Here is a 17847-nt window from a genome sequence, read left to right on the forward strand (position 1 = left end):
AGGAGCACAAGCATGAACACCAACCGTATTTTGCGTAAAAAAGAGGTTCTTCATCTGACGGGGATCTCGTCGGCGACGTTGTACCGACTCATCTCGAAAGGAGTCTTTCCTTTGTCAAAGAAGCTAACGGGCGACAGTGGCCGGGCGGTGGGTTGGCTGGAGAGTGATATCAATAACTGGGTTAACAATCGTATGCAGGCGGGAGAATAAAATGAAAGAGATAAAATCGAAAACAAGTTCTGCGGGAAAAAAATTAGTCCCCTGGTTTGAAGCTATGGTGAAACAGGTTGGATTATCAAAATCTGAGATAGCTTATGTGTTAAATGAGCAGGAGGTTCGGATAAGTAAACTTAACGATGCATCGGCATATATGGTATCCGTTGCCCTTAAGCGGGATTGTACAGGAAACGACGGCCTGTGGAATGTATACGGTAAACTGGCGCTGATTCTTGAGCGTTGCAAATACATTCCCTGCGGGAGCAGGGCCTGCGTATATTGCACTGTAGCTCAGCAATTACATTTTCAGGGGATAGATATCGGCGGGAAACATACTATAAATAAGCTACCTACATTGTATCTGGATTTTTTAAACTCCAGTAATGAGTCTTCTTCTTTTCACTGGGATGCAAAAAAGTTAGTCGAAAGGCATGGGGATGGCATGCTGAAATAATCGGTGGATAGCCATTTCTACATGGTGAAAACTGACATATTACCCTGCAGCTGCATTTTGGTGGCAGGGTAATCAATCAATACAGCCAGGAATATTAAATGAATGATTCTTATTTCTTCAGAACATCAGATCCGGATTACATTCGCCACGCACCGTCAACGCTTGAGATTTTAAGTAAAGCATTCCCCACTATTATTACGCAGCAGGAAAGCGAGCATGAACTGCAGCGTCTTATTCATTTGTTGAATAAATTGAAAGGCAGCAATCGCTGCTATGAAGTTATTGCCCAAAAACTCAGGCAGTGTAGAAACGGATCTCCATGCAACAGTCTTATATGCCCGCATTGCCAGCGGGAACGCATTCTGGCGCAACTGGCGATGTTGCCTGTCCTGCCGGGGAATTCAGCAGAATACGTGGGAGTGGTCTTGTTTTTCAACAAGGATACGCAAACTCCGCCGCCATGGAAGAACACCGATGCGCTCAGGACGCAAATTGGTCGTTATAAGCAGAGGATAAGCCGGGTACTTAACCGCCTGGGGTACGCCGGTCAGGCCATAGGCACCTTTAGTATGATGCGCCATATGCCTGATGGCCCAGAAGCGCGTATTTTCTGGGTTCCACAGTTGTGTTTGTTCCTGCCCAATGACAGTACGTTGATTAAGGGGCTAAAAGCGCATATGTCGCGAAGTGGTGGGGCATTCATTGATTCGTCGACTGTCAACACGCCGGTGATCTGGCTCAGGTATAAAGACCCCGCGAGGCTGCTTTCATGCGCCCTAGATCCCGCCTGGCACACAACGGATTATACACTGACTGATAAAGACGCTCTTGTTAAGTCCAGAGTAGCACCATTGAAAGGCCGGACACTGTTAAAAAATCTGCTTGCCCTGGACTCACTCGGAACAAATATTGTTTCTTTTTCGTTTGGGCAACCTCCAGGGAAAGTGCACTGATCTACCGGTAATGCAGCAACTACAATGCATTTTTGCTGTTGATCAAATTGCAGTGGAACGACGAATAACACCGGCGACCACTGCAATTTTGTAGTTGTAAAACTGTAGAGCTGGCCAGTGATTTTGATGGCGTTGATGCACTTTAAAATTCCAACTGTTCCGATTTTAACGTAACCGTCTGTTTTCTGCAGGGTCTTACGGATGCATCTGCGCACCCGATCTTTGTCATCAACTGACGAGTTAGCGCATCTGCGAGGGCTTTCTGCGTTTCTGCCAGTGAATATTATACACACAATGGGGGGAGCGGTCAGCGAGCACCATTGCCATTGAGCGCAACGGAGAGCCTGGGGACACGCAGCATAACGGAGGCTTCATCCCCTTCTCATGTCATTAAACGATACGGCGAACGAGCGCAGCGAGTGAGGGAAGGCGTCAGCCTGAACAGGGGAAAAGATTTGCGACCGGAGTGGAGCAAATCATGGGCGGAGCCCATCCTCGCAACCGGGGTTTTGACTTTCAAATTGCCCGACTTAAAAACTGGTGGAATGGTAAACGTAAAGGCCTGCGTAAGAGTCCGCGTAATGGCTAATGCAACGACACCGCTTCTGAGCGGGACCGTGAATACTGAAAAGGATTATCCAGTGAAGATCCCTAAGTGGGTTTATGACCGTATTACTGAAATAACGAATTGTGTCGTAGGGGATACGCAATGGGCTGTCACCCGTCGGCAGATATTGCGTCGGTTCCTGGCCCATATATGGCTGGAGGCAGACGATGATGGGTGGACTATATGCACTGTCCGGGATATCCGGAGCAGTTATGCCAGTCTCCTAGGACAGTGTGAAATTAGTTACCAGGGGGAGTGCTTTATGTCCACGCTAACTGATTTCCTGCCGACACTTTCGGATATTGAATTTCGTGCAGGGAAAGCGAGCAAAGATCCGGAAAAGCGTAAAGCCAATGCTTGGCTGTTCAATCCCAAGTGGACTATGTGTGATGAGGCTCAATTGGGCAAGCTAAATCTGGTTGACCTTGAAACCGGTGAGTCTGTCAGTTTTAAAGATCTGCTTAAGGAGAACGGGAAAGCTCCCAGGCATGCGATAGATGTCGAGAAACGCCAGACTGACCTAAAACAAAGGGAAAAGGCGTTCCTGGGCAAGGTTACGCGGGGACGCATGCACATCAGCCTGGTGAAGGCATTACGTAGCCGGGAGCCTGATACTTATTACCGGGCAGGAATACGCAGTTTAAATCGTCTCTACAATGGTCGGATTGAGGGACAATATGTTACTTACGACCATCATTATCGTCTGACGTTCGGAGGGCGGTATTATGATCAAGCTTTCCAGAATCTGCCCAATGAGTTGAAAGCTAAGTTTCGTAGCGACTTGCATAATTATGATATCGAAGCCTGCAATCTGGCCTGTCTGAACCATCTGTTCAGGGGATATAAAATCGATTACTGCGTGGATGCTTCTATCTATGCGGAGATGATGGAACATACCGGGCTGACCCGTAAACAGTGCAAAGCCATGGTCCATACCACCACCTACAGAATTGGGCGTGTGACTATTGGTATTAATGATGGCCTTGGGGCAAAAGTGTATGAATGGTGCGGTAACAGCAGAAAAAAGGCGCTGAAGCTCCTGCGTTGGTGGAACCAGTATGTCAGCCCGTTGAGATGTGCGCTGGAGACATTGCTTGAACGTGTGCATGAGGCACATCGCAAGAGTTGTTCATCACCGCGTAACTATCACAAGTACGCCAATGAAGTCGGATTAATACTGGATCTGAATAGTGAGGAGTATCAGCGCGAAAAGACTCACCATCAGCAATATGCGCGAAATAAGGCACTGTTGGCGTTTATGATCTGTGGTGTGGAGCAGGCGTATATCCGTGAGGTAGTCAGTCTGAACCCTGGTCGTGTCTGCATGCTCGATCACGATGGGGTAGTGGCAACGGGCGCGCTTTCACTGCCGGACTGGCGGGGTTTCACGATGAAGGTGAAGGACTAGCTTACTTTCTTGAATTTAACTATCTGCGATCTCTGATAAGGGCGTATTACGTTGTCAATCATAATGGGATATGCGCATTGGAGCACGATGTGCATATCCAGCAAGTGTTCCACGTCCGCTTTGAGTGAAAAGCGGACATTGGCCTTATAGGATACCTGAACCGTTCACTGAGAATTCTCTAAAAGTGAATGGATTAGTTAAGCGGATACTTACAAAGGGCCAGCCAGTTCCACACAACGCGGTTTTGACTGAGTACGGCAAGTGCGGATGCCGTGCAGGTTTCTAGGATGTTGAAAGCCATACGCTACTCAAGAGCAAGGGGCAGTCCAACTATAGGGCAGGATCGTCTACCGGGGTGGGGTCAGTCCAAAAATGACTCTGAGGTGTCTGTTAGACCCGTGTCGATTCACTATTGAAGAACTTTCCGGCATACGTGTGGATCTCGATTTTGGTAATGGGCGTACAGGAAAGTTACATATTGAGTCGTTTACGGCCAGAGAATTTTCATTACTGGGTAAACTGGAATCTGCCGATGATTTACAAGGGATGGCACTGGAAGAGGTGGTGGAAGCACGTATTGAAGTCCAGAATCCATCGTTCCTGCAGCAGGTGTTGCTGGAACGATTCCAGGAATTGAGATTAGGCGAAACGTTTGCGATGAAAGCGGGCCTGACGTCTGACATTGAGTTTGTGTTTGGTCCACCAGGAACAGGTAAGACGACTCATCTCGCAGAAAAAGTACTGATACCAAGAATGAAGGGTAGCGGGAAGGAAAACGTGCTTGTCCTAGCGCCAACCAACAAGGCTGCAGATGTGTTGACGACCCGCGTCATGGAGGCGATGGTTGGGGATACCTCATATCAGGAGTGGTTGGTGCGTTTCGGATCATCTGTTGATGTGCGTATTGAAAACGCTGGAGTATGGCGGGACAGAACATTCAACATCGGCGCATTGGATCGCTCTATAACGATCACCACCATTGCTCGCTTCGCCTATGATGGATTTACTGGTGAGTATGGTAAGAAACTTTATGAAATGGAGTGGGATACCGTCGTCATTGACGAAGCGTCAATGATTTCGTTAGCCAATATCATCTATCCACTTTACCGCATACACCCACGAAAGTTCATTATCGCTGGAGATCCTTTCCAGATCGGGCCGATTGTTGCTGTAGAAGAATGGAAAGATGAGAACATTTACACGTTGGTCGGTCTCAATAAGCGAGGTTCTTTTGCGCAGCCGTCGACAGAGCCTCATGATTACCCGATAGTCAATCTGGAAACACAGTACCGTAGTATTCCTGCAATTGGTGAAGTTTATAGCCGTTTCACTTATGACGGGATCTTGCAACATCACCGTACGACAGAATCTCCCTGTTCGTTTAGTTTCTGCGAATTCGATGCTATGCCGATAAATCTCATCAAATTTCCGGTCAGTAAATATGAAAGTATTTACCGGGCAAAACGAATGGAAAGCGGAACACCTTATCAGACTTATTCAGCATTGTTCACTTTCGAGTTTGTTCGCTGGCTGTCAGGGAAGATACAGAGAAAAAATTCAGAGATAATCCGTATAGGAGTTATCGCTCCTTATCGCGCTCAAGCTAATCTACTGAGCAAGTTGAATGATTCATGGCTTACCAAACCTGATACTGTAAATGTTCAGGTCGGTACGATACACGGCTTCCAAGGGGATGAATGCAATATTATTATTGCGGTGCTTAATCCGCCGCCAAACATTTCAAGTGACTCCCGGATGTTCCTGAATAAACAGAATGTTCTTAATGTAGCGATCAGTCGCGCACGCGATAACTTGTTCATTGTTATGCCTGATGCTGAAACAGAGAATATTGGAAATTTACGCAAAGTTACTGAGATTAAGAGGCTGGTGAAAGCAAGTGATGCGTACTACGAATATGGATCGAATGAAATTGAGAAGATGATTTGGGGCAATGCAAGATATCTTGAAGAGAATATATTCTCGACTGGCCATCAGATGGTGAACGTTTATCGGAAGCCTGAACGTTACTACGAGGTACGTAGTGATGATTCTGCGATTGATATTCAGATTCATGAAAAATAAAGCGGAAGTAAGTCACAGATACCTTGATCTGGAAACGTAGCAACCTCACCCGATAATATGATGTTTACCGGGTGAGGAATTACTATTTCTGACCTTCTAAATAGAGCTGACTCCTAATCATTGACTGAGATTGTATCTTATCTATCCTTTTTTCTTACTGCTTTTTGTCCGCTCATGGCAGGGAGCAGACAGGCTTGCTGGACTAGAAGGTCTGCTTTGAGCGAATAGAAGACGCTAGCGCCGCATTGCGTATTAGTCGTATATTTGTAGTTAAATTACAATTACCTAATACGACAGGCCGCGATGAGCCACTTGTCATGATAACCTATAAATACTCACAATTTGAGAATGGTCAAAAGAGGTTCGTAGAGGAGGATTATATGCTTGTTTGGTGAGTTGAATTATTTGTGTTTGTGATATCATATGTCTATGTAAATTTAGTACTAAATGGAGTTGATGATGAAAATGAGTGAGGCTGTAGATGCAGTCAATAATTCTGGAAATAGAGCATTGCTAGATATTGCATTCGATAAATTACGCAATAACTTTTATGGATATGTATTAACCTCATTATTATTTTTTAACTTAGAAAACATAATCCTCATTATCAAATCTAAAAACCCCATAGAAATGACCTTGATATATATAGGGTTGCAAAAAGAATTTTCGTGGGATTTCTTTTGGGTACCAATATTCTATGGCATGTTAGCTTCAGTCATCATGCCAATCATCACTGCAATATATGCCTTAATAATCGGTGTTATTAAGGCTATAAGGGATGATAGTGGTACCTTCGGTTCAGTTTTATGGACTAACATAAAATTAATGACTCGCTCATATCAGAAAAAGGAAGAGAAGATACGTGATGAACTAAACGATGAGATCGATGGATTAGTTACTCGCCGCGATGCAGAATATAGTCGAATAAAGGCAGCTGAGATCCAGAGGGAAGGATTAGAAGAATATTTGAGGAAATTAGCAGGAGTATATGGTGTTTACAATAATAATAATAGCGAGCGAAATTTGGTTGGGTTCTTGAATGAAATTGATAAGGCAGATATAGCCAAGCATTTTCCTAATCCACAGTTGTTGAATGATTTACTTATGTTTGTGCAACATCATGCGAATCAGAAAACAGGTGATTCTGACAATAAGAATAACAACTCAAACATAAACTGAGCGAGTGGCGAGATTACTTCTCGCCGTTCTTTACATACTCTAAGCTATATTAGTTCATACTTGTTCCCTATTGATTCGCAGACCATGATGAATGGAACGTCCGTTTTTGGCACAGAGTTGACGTGCTAACTGGGCTAAAGGTCCGCTGTGAGCGAGGAGAGATGGTTCGGCTTCAGAGAAGTTGGGTAGACCTTTAAGAGAGAATGGACTGTTTTTCTTAGGTGCTTATGGTATGACTGCCCCACAATAGCGTGAAGCAGACCGTTTTAGAAATATTATTCACCTTCAGTAATGCGTTTGAATTGATTCCCAAAAGATAATTTCTTTTTCCCAATGTGCAAAAACCTCTTCAAACTTTGAATCTATAGGAATCAATGCTCTTAATTCGGAAAGTTTCTGATAAGCTTCACTATGATGATGATTTAACCTTAAATCCTGAGCAATGCCGAAAATAAGAAATGCTTTAATTACTTTGTTAGGTGAATTACGCACTAAAAGATTTAAGTTTTCATCATACCCCAAGAAAGATAAGATTTTTATTGACTCATTAAATACTTCAGCACTCGATTCAAAATCACTACCTATAGAGGTGGAATTATCCATAACTGGATACCGTTGAGATGATGTTATTTCTTCAGGGTGTTCAAGTAAGAAATATACTATAATTTCAAATGCGGAAATTATTAGTGCATGAAATGCTATGATTTTATTGGCATTCGATATTCTATATAGCGCCTTTGCATAATGGTAAATAACCATTATCTGCTTGGTATTATATGTGTCCATGCTCATTAGAATGACAAGCTCAGAAGACAACTCATCTATAATTGGAGTTAGTTGGCTTTTGATTTTCGATAGCTTTATTAAATTGAATAGTTTTCCTTCAATGCCACTTACATTGGAAATTTGATCATAATGAGAAATTAGCGTATCAAAAAACTCAAAGCTTTTGGGGTCTGATTTCATTAAAATTTCACTCAGGACTCCATAACATGATTCGAAGGACGGTCTTAAACTTGGATTGGGCGATAACATTTCATCTATTAACTTTATTAAAATTGCTTCATTTTCACTCTCGGCGATTTTATAGTTTCTTACCCCATATAATGCCCAGCGCTTAAGTCTTTTTCCCTTCCAACTCCTAATGCGCTCATTTTCATCTTTAGCTGGTATAGCTGGATGGTAGCCTTGAAAAAGTTCTGCAATTATAATCCCTACAGAAAAAACATCCGGTTCGAAACATCCTGGAAACATTTCAATATCATACTGCTCTGGTGCCTTATATACATTTGTACCGCCAGGATGTCCATTTAGATATGCATTTGCCACACCAAAATCTGCAATTCTAACTGAATACCTTAAATAGTGTTCAACATCTTCAGGCGGAAAGTTTCTATATTTTTCACTTAGATCAATGTAGAGTATATTATCCGGCTTTATGTCTTGGTGATATTTTAGGCCTGCTTTACTTGCCTCTATCAACCCTTTAATTATTTGCAATGATAAAATAATAACACTTGTAAGGCTTTGCTTAGAACGAGTGAAGGCGCTAAGATCTCCATTACAGTATGGCATGCAAATTATAGGGAAGTTATTGACTAATGTTACTGAAAAAGGTCTTATTAATAAAGGGTGATTGGAGTATCTAAACCAATTCCCGGCTTCTCTTTCGATATTTTCAATAGCTCCAACTTTAATAGTTGAAATGTCCTCTTTCTCAAATTCTTGCGTGGTTTTATAAGCCACAAACTTTGGAATGCAATCTCTCTCAACTATATATATCAACCCACCCCGACCTTGAAATTGTTTGATTATTTTTCCTTTAAAAATATTTTGCTCTAAGAATGCTCTCTTTTCACGACTTAACTCCATGAAATTACCATTTGGAATATGCATCACACTCATAACTCCTTATGCAATCATTAACAGTTTAAACCATCTACAATCATTGGAATTGGTTGTGTCATCCATCACGTCGGGCTTAGAAAATCAGAGGCTGATATGAATTTTTCGTATATCTTAACATGCTTAAAATCAGTATGTAACAACACGATTATCATCATTTCTTGGGCGCTCCTACTTTCAACGTCTGCTTTTGGCACAAAGTGGACCCTGAGGAATGAGTTCTATCCTCGTGGTTCAGTAAGTGCAGCAAGTTCTACTCGAATCCTGCTACCCATTTGTCCAACATATCAGCCCATTCCTGCATCATCACTTTACGCTCATCAAGATAAGTTGCATGGTTGTATGTGCGACGAACATTGTTGGTATCAGCGTGCGCAAGTTGGGCCTCAATAGCATCAGGTCGATAGCCCAACTCGTTTAAACGGGTACTTCCTGTGGTTCGGGTTGCATGTGGGCTATATGTACCACTCCAGCCGAGGCTTTTAAGTAGCTGGCGCAGCGAGTGCGATGTCATTGGACCTAGCGGATTGTCTCTCCCCGGGAAAAGGTGCTGCCGATGCCCGGTTAATCCCTGTAGTGTTCTGAGCATTTTGACAGCTTGGAAGGGTAGGGGAATAACGTGTTCTCTGCGGGCTTTCATTCGCGCTGCCGGAATGGTCCATAGGGCGTTATTAAGATCGAATTCTGTCCATTCTGCTTCGGTGGCTTCTGCAGGACGCGCCAATGTCCACCACATAAGCCACATGCAATAGTTAACCTGATACGAGCCACGACTATTGTCAAAACAGCTTAGTAACTTTCCGATTTGCTGAGGATTTAGTGCCTGTTTGTGCTGTGTCTTATTAGCCGGAAGGGCCTTGCGCACAGGCCATACGGGATCGCTATCAGCTCTAAGCGTCGCGACTGCCAACTCAAAAACTGATGAAATGGTGCGACGGGCTTCAGCGGCAACAGTCGGAGCGCCGCGCTTAGCCGTTTCCTGAAGAATTTTAAGTATATGGTGTGGAGTGATCTCTCTGACTGGGAGCTTACCGATTGCGGGAAAAACCACACGTTCAAGCATATTCAGTCGCCGCGTTTTGGTGATCTCGGCCCAGTCTTTCATCTGCAACCACTCTTTGGCGATCAGCTCAAAGGTGTTGGATGCGTCATTGACCTTGCGGATCTTATCTAACTGGCGAGCCTGTGTCGGGCTAACTCCATCTGCGACTTGCTTACGCGCTTGCTCGCATTTCTCGCGAGCTTCGGCAAGTTTGACCGTCGGGTACTCACCCAGCGCGAACATGCTGGATTTGCCGTTGAGTTTAAACCGATAGCGCCATGCCTTTTTGCCGTTGGGTTTCACTTCGAGGTAGAGACCATTGAAGTCATTGAGTCGATAGAGTTTTTCTTTCGGCTTAGCAGTGCGGCATTGCGTATCAGTGAGCATAGCGAGTCCTTGTTTATTTCTTATACTGCTATTGTACTCACCTAAAATGAAGATGGAAACTGATTGTACTCATTCCTATACTCATTTTTGGCTGCGCTATTATGAGATGAGGTGAGACGTTATGAAAAGAAAAATCCACGCAACTGCGTGGATTTTATGAGGTTTTATATTTTTATGCGATTCACTGAGATCGCATGAGACAACAGAAACGAATTAGACGTTGAACAGGAAGTTCATCACATCGCCATCTTTAACGATGTAATCTTTACCTTCTGCACGCATCTTACCGGCTTCTTTCGCGCCTTGTTCACCTTTATAGGTGATGAAATCTTCAAACGCGATGGTTTGTGCGCGGATAAAGCCTTTCTCGAAGTCAGTATGAATTTTACCCGCGGCCTGCGGAGCCGTTGCGCCAACAGGAATGGTCCATGCACGAACTTCTTTCACGCCAGCGGTGAAGTAGGTCTGCAGGTTCAGCAGTTCGTAACCAGCGCGGATTACGCGGTTCAGACCTGGCTCTTCCAGACCCATTTCTGCCATGAATTCTTCACGGTCAGCATCATCGAGTTCTGCGATGTCAGCTTCAACGGCAGCGCAAACTGCAACAACCACGGAGCCCTCAGCTGCGGCGATTTCACGCACTTTATCGAGGTATGGGTTGTTTTCAAAACCGTCTTCATTGACGTTGGCGATATACATTGTTGGCTTCAGCGTCAGGAAGCTCAGGTATTTGATAGCCGCTTTGTCTTCATCGGTCAGCGTTTTCAACGCACGCAGCATGCCAGCGTTTTCCAGTTGTGGCAGGCATTTTTCCAGTGCAGCCAGTTCCGCTTTAGCGTCTTTATCGCCGCCTTTGGCCTTCTTCTGTACGCGATGGATAGCGCGCTCACAGGTATCCAGGTCAGACAGCGCCAGTTCGGTATTGATAACCTCAATGTCGTCAGCCGGATCCACTTTGTTATTAACGTGGATGATGTTGTCGTTTTCAAAGCAGCGAACCACGTGGCCGATAGCTTCGGTTTCACGGATGTTCGTCAGGAACTGGTTACCCAGACCTTCGCCTTTGGACGCGCCTTTTACCAGACCGGCAATGTCGACGAATTCCATCGTTGTTGGCAGGATACGCTGCGGTTTGACGATTTCGGCCAACTGATCCAGACGCGGATCGGGCATCGGGACAACACCTGTGTTCGGCTCGATAGTACAGAACGGGAAGTTTGCCGCTTCAATACCCGCTTTTGTGAGCGCGTTGAACAGGGTGGATTTGCCTACGTTTGGCAAACCGACGATACCGCATTTGAATCCCATGTTTAAATCACCTTAATCTTTTGATATTCAACCTGTTATGGAAAACAGATTGTAGAAAAGTAAATAACTCTGCCTATTATACACAGCACGCGAGAAAAATGCCGCACATCGCTGCTTATTGCGCTTTAAAGGTGTGTAACCGGCTCGTTGCCTTGGTCAGGCCATCTTTGAATAAAATCTCGGTACAACGTGCCGCTTCGTCAATTGCTTCATCAATTAACTTCTGTTCTGAAACAGGCGGTTTGCCTAAAACAAATCCGACAACTTTGTTTTTATCACCCGGATGACCAATTCCCACGCGTAAACGATGAAAGTTGGGGTTATTGCCCAACTTGCTGATGATGTCTTTCAGGCCATTATGTCCGCCATGACCGCCACCGAGCTTAAATTTTGCCACGCCAGGCGGCAGGTCTAATTCGTCGTGCGCGACCAAAATTTCATCGGGGTTGATACGATAAAAACTGGCCATCGCACTCACTGCCTTGCCGCTGAGATTCATAAATGTGGTCGGTACCAGCAAACGGACATCTTCCCCTTCAAGCGTTACTCTGGAGGTGTAGCCGAAGAATTTCGGCTCTTCACGCAGGGGCGCGCGTAATCTCTCTGCCAGTAAATCGACATACCATGCGCCTGCGTTGTGTCGCGTTGCCGCATACTCTGCGCCGGGGTTCGCCAGGCCGACAATCAATTTAATCGTCACGTGTTTTGTCCTGAGTGTTTCCATAAACGACGTGTAGTTTACTGTCTGACGCTGCTCTTGACAAAAAACTGCGTTCTAATCGCCAAAAGCTGAATAATTGCACAAATGGACTATTAGAAATTGAGTGTGTTCAGTAGCTTATTTGTAAAGTTTTGTTGCGCGAGTGTTTGTAATTGTGATCGCTCCCGCACTTGCGAACGGCAGTGTTGTCTATACTTTACACATAAGGATTAGGGGTATTCCCTGTAGCAACCCAAAGTTCCGGAGGTGACACATGAAACGCAAAAACGCTTCGTTACTCGGTAACGTGCTCATGGCTTTAGGGTTGGTGGTGATGGTGGGGGGGGTTGGTTACTCTATTTTAAACCAATTGCCGCAATTTAATCTGCCACAGTTTTTCGCACATGGTGCCGTGCTCAGTATTTTTGTAGGTGGTGTTCTGTGGTTGGCGGGAGCCAGAGTGGGCGGGCACGAGCAAATCAGTGACCGTTACTGGTGGGTACGCCATTATGACAAACGCTGTCGTCGCGGTGATACCACTCATCGTCATAACTAAATCGTTTCCCGGCAGAGAGGGCTGCGGTTTGAATACAAAGTCCTGGTTGAAAAACCAGGACTCTGCTTGTTCATTATCCTTGCATAGAACGCACTTTTATATTCGCTACGGAATATAAGAAACGTTATTCGAATAACCGATAATGTAACGTTTTAACCGCGCTATCCGCGTCTTCAGCGGGCAACAGGAAACACAGGTTGTCATTTGACGCGCCGTGGCAAATCATTCGCACCGTATGCCCTTCAAGCCAGGCAAAAACGTCTTTGCAAACTCCCGCCGCCTGAGTCAGCCGATTCCCCACCAAAGTCACCAATGCCAATCCGGTTTCCACTTCCACACGACAGTGGGAGGATAATGCGGTAAACAATGCGCTGGTCAGTATATGATCTTCACCTGAGGTAGCGTGAGTCGCGTCCAGCGCCAGCGCAATACTGTTCTCTGAGGTTGTAACCAAATCCACCGTGACCGCGTGGCGAGCTAAAATGGCGAAGGACTGCGCCAGGAAAGAACCGGACGGTTGTGTCTCCAGACTATGTAATCGCAACAGCGTCTGTTTACGGCGCACGGCAAGCGCACGATAGCGAGGTGGGTTGTCGGTGGTGTTATGCACCAGCGTACCACCGGCAGCCGTATCCTTACTTGAGCCAACAAAAACCGGAATGCTTTTACGCATTGCCGGAAGCAGCGTAGCCGGGTGGAGGACCTTCGCACCGAAGGCGGCCATATCGCTGGCCTCGGAAAATGAGATGTGGTCAATCCGTTTGGCCCGCGGCGCAATGCGCGGATCGGTGGTGTAGATCCCTGCGACATCGGTCCAGATGTCCACGCGTGCGGCGTGAAGCGCCTCACCGAGAAGCGTCGCCGTGTAATCACTACCACCGCGTCCCAGCGTAGTGGTATGCCCTGCGGCATCCCGGCCGATAAACCCCTGGGTCACCATAATCGCTTGCTCAAGACGAGGGCGCAGGTGAGTCTCCACCAGGTGGTGCAGGGTACTGAGTTCGGGTTCGGCGCAGCCGAAACTCGAGTTGGTACGCATCACGCTGCGGACGTCAAACCACCCGGCCTCGGCATGCCGTTCACGTAAGACTTCAGTAAACAGTAAAGAGGACATCAGCTCGCCGTGACTGACCAATTCATCGCTTAGCGCATCAGACGGTGAAACGGTCGCCGTTTGTGCAAGATGGCGGATGTTGTTGAGAAGATTATCGATTTCCGTGCTGATAACGGACGGCTGCTTCAGGCGGGAAATAATGTTGTATTGGATGGCGCGTAAGGTCTCAAGCTTATCTAATTGTTGATGCGTTTCCAGACCTTCAGAAAGCTCGACCAGTAAGTTTGTAACGCCTGCTGAAGCAGACAGCACGACTAAACGGACATCTTGATCAGCAAGGACAATGCTGGCGCTTCGGTTCATCGCATCAAAATCAGCGACGCTGGTGCCGCCAAATTTGGCAACGACGGATGGTGGATAAATGCGAGTCATAACAATCTCATATCAGGGCGCCATAAAAGTATGGCTAGAAAATTTTCATTCTCGGCATAAGGGGAAACGGTGTTCGCCTTACGAAATGTCCGCCCGCGAACATTTCTGCTGACAACCCAGGGAATTCCTGTTGTCGAAAACGCGTGTCGCCTGTACGCGTTACCGGGTGCTGCGCATTAATTTTATTTACATAGCCTGCAAATAAGCGCGCCATACTAAGTGATTTATATTTAGGGATCGACTTTTTTATTCGATTTATCGACAAATAAGTGAAAAATTATGTCGTAACAAGAAAACGCGTACATTATTAATGGTAAAAACGTGTAAAAAAATAATAAAAACATGAAAATTACATGGTTTTTATAACATCGTATGCGTTGCAATTGGCTACGGTAATTGTTAATTAAATAGATATATTTCTTTAGGGTTTCGTAATGAAGGGTGGCTGTTACACTTTGAATTATAAAGAAAAAACACCCGCTAAATGTGTTGAAAAATAAATGATTGAGTCCAGGGCTAAAACAACATATATTAGCCGCGCTTTTTTACAGGTAACCCTTATAACCATTTATTCAATCAGGCGTTAATCTACACCTGGTTGTAGGAGTGATATGATGACGGATAAAGTCCGTATTGATACTTTAAGTGCTAATTCATTACCACAGAGCAATGATACCTTTTTAGCAAGACAGGCTGAGTTTGAATCTAATGTCCGCAGCTATCCACGTAAACTGCCATTAGCGATTGCTAAAGCGCAGGGCGTCTGGATTACTGACGTAGAAAATAATCAATATCTTGATTGCCTGGCAGGTGCCGGAACCCTGGCGCTTGGTCATAATCATCCTGAAGTGCTGCAGAGCATTCAAAGTGTCATCACAAGCGGCTTACCGTTACATACGCTTGACTTTACCACACCGTTAAAAGATGAATTCTCATCGTATTTACTTTCTTTATTACCGGGCCAGGGCAAAGAGTATTGCCTGCAGTTCACCGGGCCGTCCGGTGCCGATGCCGTTGAAGCGGCGCTGAAGCTGGCGAAGAAAGTTACCGGCCGTTCCAGCATCATCAGCTTCTCCGGTGGCTACCACGGGATGACCCACGGCGCGCTGTCCGTGACCGGCAACCTGTCGCCGAAAGAAGCCGTCAGCAACATGATGGCGGAAGTGCAGTTTATGCCGTATCCGCATCAGTACCGTTGCCCGCTGGGTATCGGCGGCGACGCTGGCGTCAAAGCATTGACCTACTACTTCGAAAACCTGATCAACGACGTTGAGAGCGGCGTGCGTAAACCGGCTGCCGTGATCCTCGAAGCGGTGCAGGGCGAAGGCGGGGTAAACCCGGCTCCGATCGAGTGGCTGCAGCGTATTCGTAAAGTGACCCAGGAACACGGCATTCTGCTGATTATCGATGAAGTTCAGGCTGGCTTCGCGCGCACGGGTAAACTGTTCGCTTTCGAACACGCCGGTATTGAGCCGGATATCATCGTGATGTCCAAAGCGGTTGGCGGCGGTCTGCCACTGGCGGTACTGGGCATTAAAAAGCAGTTCGATGCGTGGGCTCCGGGCCATCACACTGGCACCTTCCGCGGCAACCAACTGGCGATGGCGACCGGTCTGACAACGCTGAAAATCCTCAAAGACGACAAGATTGCCGATAAAGTTGCTGCGCAGGGCGAGTGGCTGAAAGGCAAACTGACTGACCTGCAGAAACGTTACCCGGTTATCGGCCAGGTACGTGGTCTGGGCCTGATGATTGGTCTGGAAATCGTTAAGCCGAACGAAGCGCAGGATCACATGGGCTGCTACCCGGCCGATGGCGAGCTTTCCGCGCTGCTGCAGAAAAAATGTTTCGAAAACGGCCTGATTCTGGAGCGTGGCGGCCGTAACGGTTGCGTACTGCGTCTGCTGCCGTCTCTGTTGATCACCAACGCAGAGCTGGAGATTTTCCTCGATAAATTCGAAAATGCCCTGCTGGGTGCTGGCGTGAAGCCGGTTTAAACGGAGTTGGATCGAATGTCAGACGTAAATCCGATTCTGTCCGGCTCGGCACAAAGCATCGCTGCCTACCAGGACGCTATCGAGCAGAGTACGCAAGCGGTCGTTGAATGGTTGAAGCAACCTGAGATGTATCAGGGCAAAACCGTTGAGCAACTGCGCGAACGTATCAACCTGAATTTTACGTCTCAGGGCCTGGGCAACCAGGCCGCTATTGAGCGTGCGGTTGAATACTTTCTGAAAGACAGCTTGTTGGTTCACCATGCGCAGTGCGTGGCGCACCTGCACTGCCCGAGCCTGGTGATTAGCCAGGCGGCAGAAGTGCTGATCAACGCCACCAACCAGAGTATGGACTCCTGGGATCAGAGCCCGTCGGCGACCATCATTGAGATCAAACTGATCGAATGGTTGCGTGAGCAGGTGGGCTATGCGGCAGGCGACGCGGGCGTGTTCACCAGCGGTGGCACCCAGAGCAACCTGATGGGCCTGATGCTGGCACGCGACGCCTTCTTTGCCCGCCAGGGGCATTCCATTCAGCAGAATGGTCTGACCGGCGACCTGAGCAAAATCAAAGTATTTTGCTCTGAAAGCGCGCACTTCTCTGTGCAGAAGAACATGGCGCTGATGGGGCTGGGTTACCGTTCCGTCACACAGGTGAAGACTGATGCGTTCTCACGCATGGATCTGGCTGACCTGAAAGACAAGCTGGCCCAGGCGAAAGCCAACGGCGAACAGGTGATGGCGATTGTCGCCACTGCGGGTACTACCGATGCGGGTGCGATCGACCCGTTAGCGGACATTGCGGCGCTGGCGGCAGAACACCAGATCTGGATGCATGTGGATGCAGCATGGGGCGGGGCGTTACTGCTTTCTGAGCAGTATCGTCACTTCCTGAACGGCCTTGAACTGGCGGATTCCGTGACGCTGGACTTCCACAAACAGTTCTTCCAGACCATCAGCTGCGGCGCGTTCCTGCTGAAAGACGCGCGTCATTACGAGCTGATGCGTTACCAGGCGGCGTACCTGAACTCTGATTTTGATGAAGAGGCGGGCGTACCGAATCTGGTGTCGAAATCGCTGCAGACCACGCGCCGTTTTGACGCGCTGAAGCTGTGGATGGGTCTCGAAGCGCTGGGCAAAAAGCAGTATGCCGAAATCATTGATAACGGCGTAACGCTGGCGCGTGATGTGGCTGCGTTTGTGAAAACTCAGCCACACCTGGAACTGGTGATGGAGCCGCAGCTGGCAAGCGTGCTGTTCCGTTTCCGTCCGCACAGTGACGACATGGCGTTCGTTGCGCTGTTGAACCAGCGTATTGGCGACGTTCTGCTGGCTTCTGGTAGCGCCAACGTTGGCGTGACCGAAGCAGATGGCGTAACCTGCCTGAAGCTGACGCTGCTGAACCCAACGGTGTGTCTGGAGGATGTCAAAGTCCTGCTGGCAAGCGTGAAAGCGACAGCTGAGCAACTGCTGAACGCGTAAGCAATAAGCTGATTATAAAAATGGCTCCCACACACGGGAGCCATTTTTTTGCCTGTCATTTGTAGCCCGGCGGCGCTTCGCCTGGCCG

General features: G+C 47.0%; 14 protein-coding genes. 9 read left to right on the plus strand and 5 right to left on the minus strand.

What is annotated here, in order from left to right; all coding sequences use genetic code 11:
- Nucleotides 1-12 precede the first annotated feature (12 nt).
- The 6 genes from OGV38_RS09960 (at nt 13) to OGV38_RS09985 (ending at nt 6899) form a co-directional block, all read left to right on the plus strand.
- Entirely contained in the window at nt 13-210 is a 198-nt protein-coding gene (locus OGV38_RS09960) for a helix-turn-helix transcriptional regulator (RefSeq protein WP_016248781.1), read from the plus strand.
- 1 nt (nt 211) lies between these two features.
- Nucleotides 212-670: a hypothetical protein gene (locus OGV38_RS09965; protein WP_102601662.1), complete on the plus strand. Its 459-nt coding sequence runs from the start codon at nt 212-214 to the stop codon at nt 668-670.
- Nucleotides 671-768: 98 nt separating this feature from the next.
- Nucleotides 769-1623, plus strand: coding sequence for a hypothetical protein (locus tag OGV38_RS09970; RefSeq protein WP_286473248.1), 855 nt, complete (start codon nt 769-771; stop codon nt 1621-1623).
- Between the two features lie 869 nt (nt 1624-2492).
- On the plus strand, nt 2493-3638 hold the full coding sequence (locus OGV38_RS09975; RefSeq protein WP_233896727.1) for a hypothetical protein: 1146 nt from the start codon (nt 2493-2495) through the stop codon (nt 3636-3638).
- Nucleotides 3639-4073: 435 nt separating this feature from the next.
- Nucleotides 4074-5720 carry a DEAD/DEAH box helicase gene (locus OGV38_RS09980; RefSeq protein ID WP_286473249.1) on the plus strand — a complete coding sequence of 549 codons (1647 nt, stop codon included), beginning with the start codon at nt 4074-4076 and terminating at the stop codon, nt 5718-5720.
- Between the two features lie 456 nt (nt 5721-6176).
- Nucleotides 6177-6899, plus strand: a complete 723-nt coding sequence (locus OGV38_RS09985; protein WP_139108594.1) for a hypothetical protein — start codon at nt 6177-6179, stop codon at nt 6897-6899.
- Nucleotides 6900-7184: 285 nt separating this feature from the next.
- Here OGV38_RS09985 and OGV38_RS09990 read toward each other — a convergent pair whose 3' ends face one another.
- The 4 genes from OGV38_RS09990 to pth form a co-directional block, all read right to left on the minus strand.
- Nucleotides 7185-8804, minus strand: a complete 1620-nt coding sequence (locus tag OGV38_RS09990; protein WP_286473250.1) for a protein kinase domain-containing protein — start codon at nt 8802-8804, stop codon at nt 7185-7187.
- 253 nt (nt 8805-9057) lie between these two features.
- Nucleotides 9058-10233, minus strand: a complete 1176-nt coding sequence (locus OGV38_RS09995) for a tyrosine-type recombinase/integrase (protein WP_102601669.1) — start codon at nt 10231-10233, stop codon at nt 9058-9060.
- Between the two features lie 213 nt (nt 10234-10446).
- Nucleotides 10447-11541, minus strand: coding sequence for a redox-regulated ATPase YchF (gene ychF / locus OGV38_RS10000; RefSeq protein WP_016153303.1), 1095 nt, complete (start codon nt 11539-11541; stop codon nt 10447-10449).
- A gap of 115 nt (nt 11542-11656) precedes the next feature.
- A complete protein-coding gene (gene pth, locus OGV38_RS10005; RefSeq protein WP_181500336.1) occupies nt 11657-12241 on the minus strand; it encodes an aminoacyl-tRNA hydrolase in 585 nt (194 codons plus the stop codon).
- A gap of 274 nt (nt 12242-12515) precedes the next feature.
- Here pth and ychH point away from each other — a divergent pair, with 274 nt between their 5' ends.
- Complete coding sequence (gene ychH, locus OGV38_RS10010) at nt 12516-12797, plus strand: stress-induced protein YchH (protein ID WP_016153301.1); 282 nt, start codon at nt 12516-12518, stop codon at nt 12795-12797.
- A gap of 124 nt (nt 12798-12921) precedes the next feature.
- Here the strand turns inward: ychH and lysC are convergent, their stop codons facing one another.
- Nucleotides 12922-14283, minus strand: a complete 1362-nt coding sequence (lysC, locus tag OGV38_RS10015) for a lysine-sensitive aspartokinase 3 (RefSeq protein ID WP_104652216.1) — start codon at nt 14281-14283, stop codon at nt 12922-12924.
- A 611-nt stretch (nt 14284-14894) separates the two neighbouring features.
- Between lysC and OGV38_RS10020 the strand changes: the two genes are divergently transcribed.
- Together OGV38_RS10020 and OGV38_RS10025 are read left to right on the plus strand one after the other, a co-directional pair.
- The gene (locus OGV38_RS10020) at nt 14895-16280 is read left to right on the plus strand and encodes a diaminobutyrate--2-oxoglutarate transaminase (RefSeq protein WP_181500337.1); all 1386 of its coding nucleotides are present in this window, start codon (nt 14895-14897) and stop codon (nt 16278-16280) included.
- 15 nt (nt 16281-16295) lie between these two features.
- Nucleotides 16296-17759, plus strand: a complete 1464-nt coding sequence (locus OGV38_RS10025; RefSeq protein WP_016156743.1) for a pyridoxal phosphate-dependent decarboxylase family protein — start codon at nt 16296-16298, stop codon at nt 17757-17759.
- Nucleotides 17760-17847: the final 88 nt, after the last annotated feature.

The organism is Citrobacter sp. Cb080, assembly GCF_030334745.1.
GTDB classification, from domain to species: domain Bacteria; phylum Pseudomonadota; class Gammaproteobacteria; order Enterobacterales; family Enterobacteriaceae; genus Citrobacter; species Citrobacter braakii.

What these genes read in the sequence shown, in the direction of transcription:
- OGV38_RS09960 (WP_016248781.1), top strand. Translation starts at nt 13, where the DNA reads ATGAACACCAACCGTATTTTGCGTAAAAAAGAGGTTCTTCATCTGACG.
- OGV38_RS09965 (WP_102601662.1), top strand. Translation starts at nt 212, where the DNA reads ATGAAAGAGATAAAATCGAAAACAAGTTCTGCGGGAAAAAAATTAGTC.
- OGV38_RS09970 (WP_286473248.1), top strand. Translation starts at nt 769, where the DNA reads ATGAATGATTCTTATTTCTTCAGAACATCAGATCCGGATTACATTCGC.
- OGV38_RS09975 (WP_233896727.1), top strand. Translation starts at nt 2,493, where the DNA reads ATGTCCACGCTAACTGATTTCCTGCCGACACTTTCGGATATTGAATTT.
- OGV38_RS09985 (WP_139108594.1), top strand. Translation starts at nt 6,177, where the DNA reads ATGATGAAAATGAGTGAGGCTGTAGATGCAGTCAATAATTCTGGAAAT.
- OGV38_RS09990 (WP_286473250.1), bottom strand. Translation starts at nt 8,804, where the DNA reads ATGAGTGTGATGCATATTCCAAATGGTAATTTCATGGAGTTAAGTCGT.
- OGV38_RS09995 (WP_102601669.1), bottom strand. Translation starts at nt 10,233, where the DNA reads ATGCTCACTGATACGCAATGCCGCACTGCTAAGCCGAAAGAAAAACTC.
- ychF (WP_016153303.1), bottom strand. Translation starts at nt 11,541, where the DNA reads ATGGGATTCAAATGCGGTATCGTCGGTTTGCCAAACGTAGGCAAATCC.
- ychH (WP_016153301.1), top strand. Translation starts at nt 12,516, where the DNA reads ATGAAACGCAAAAACGCTTCGTTACTCGGTAACGTGCTCATGGCTTTA.
- lysC (WP_104652216.1), bottom strand. Translation starts at nt 14,283, where the DNA reads ATGACTCGCATTTATCCACCATCCGTCGTTGCCAAATTTGGCGGCACC.
- OGV38_RS10020 (WP_181500337.1), top strand. Translation starts at nt 14,895, where the DNA reads ATGATGACGGATAAAGTCCGTATTGATACTTTAAGTGCTAATTCATTA.
- OGV38_RS10025 (WP_016156743.1), top strand. Translation starts at nt 16,296, where the DNA reads ATGTCAGACGTAAATCCGATTCTGTCCGGCTCGGCACAAAGCATCGCT.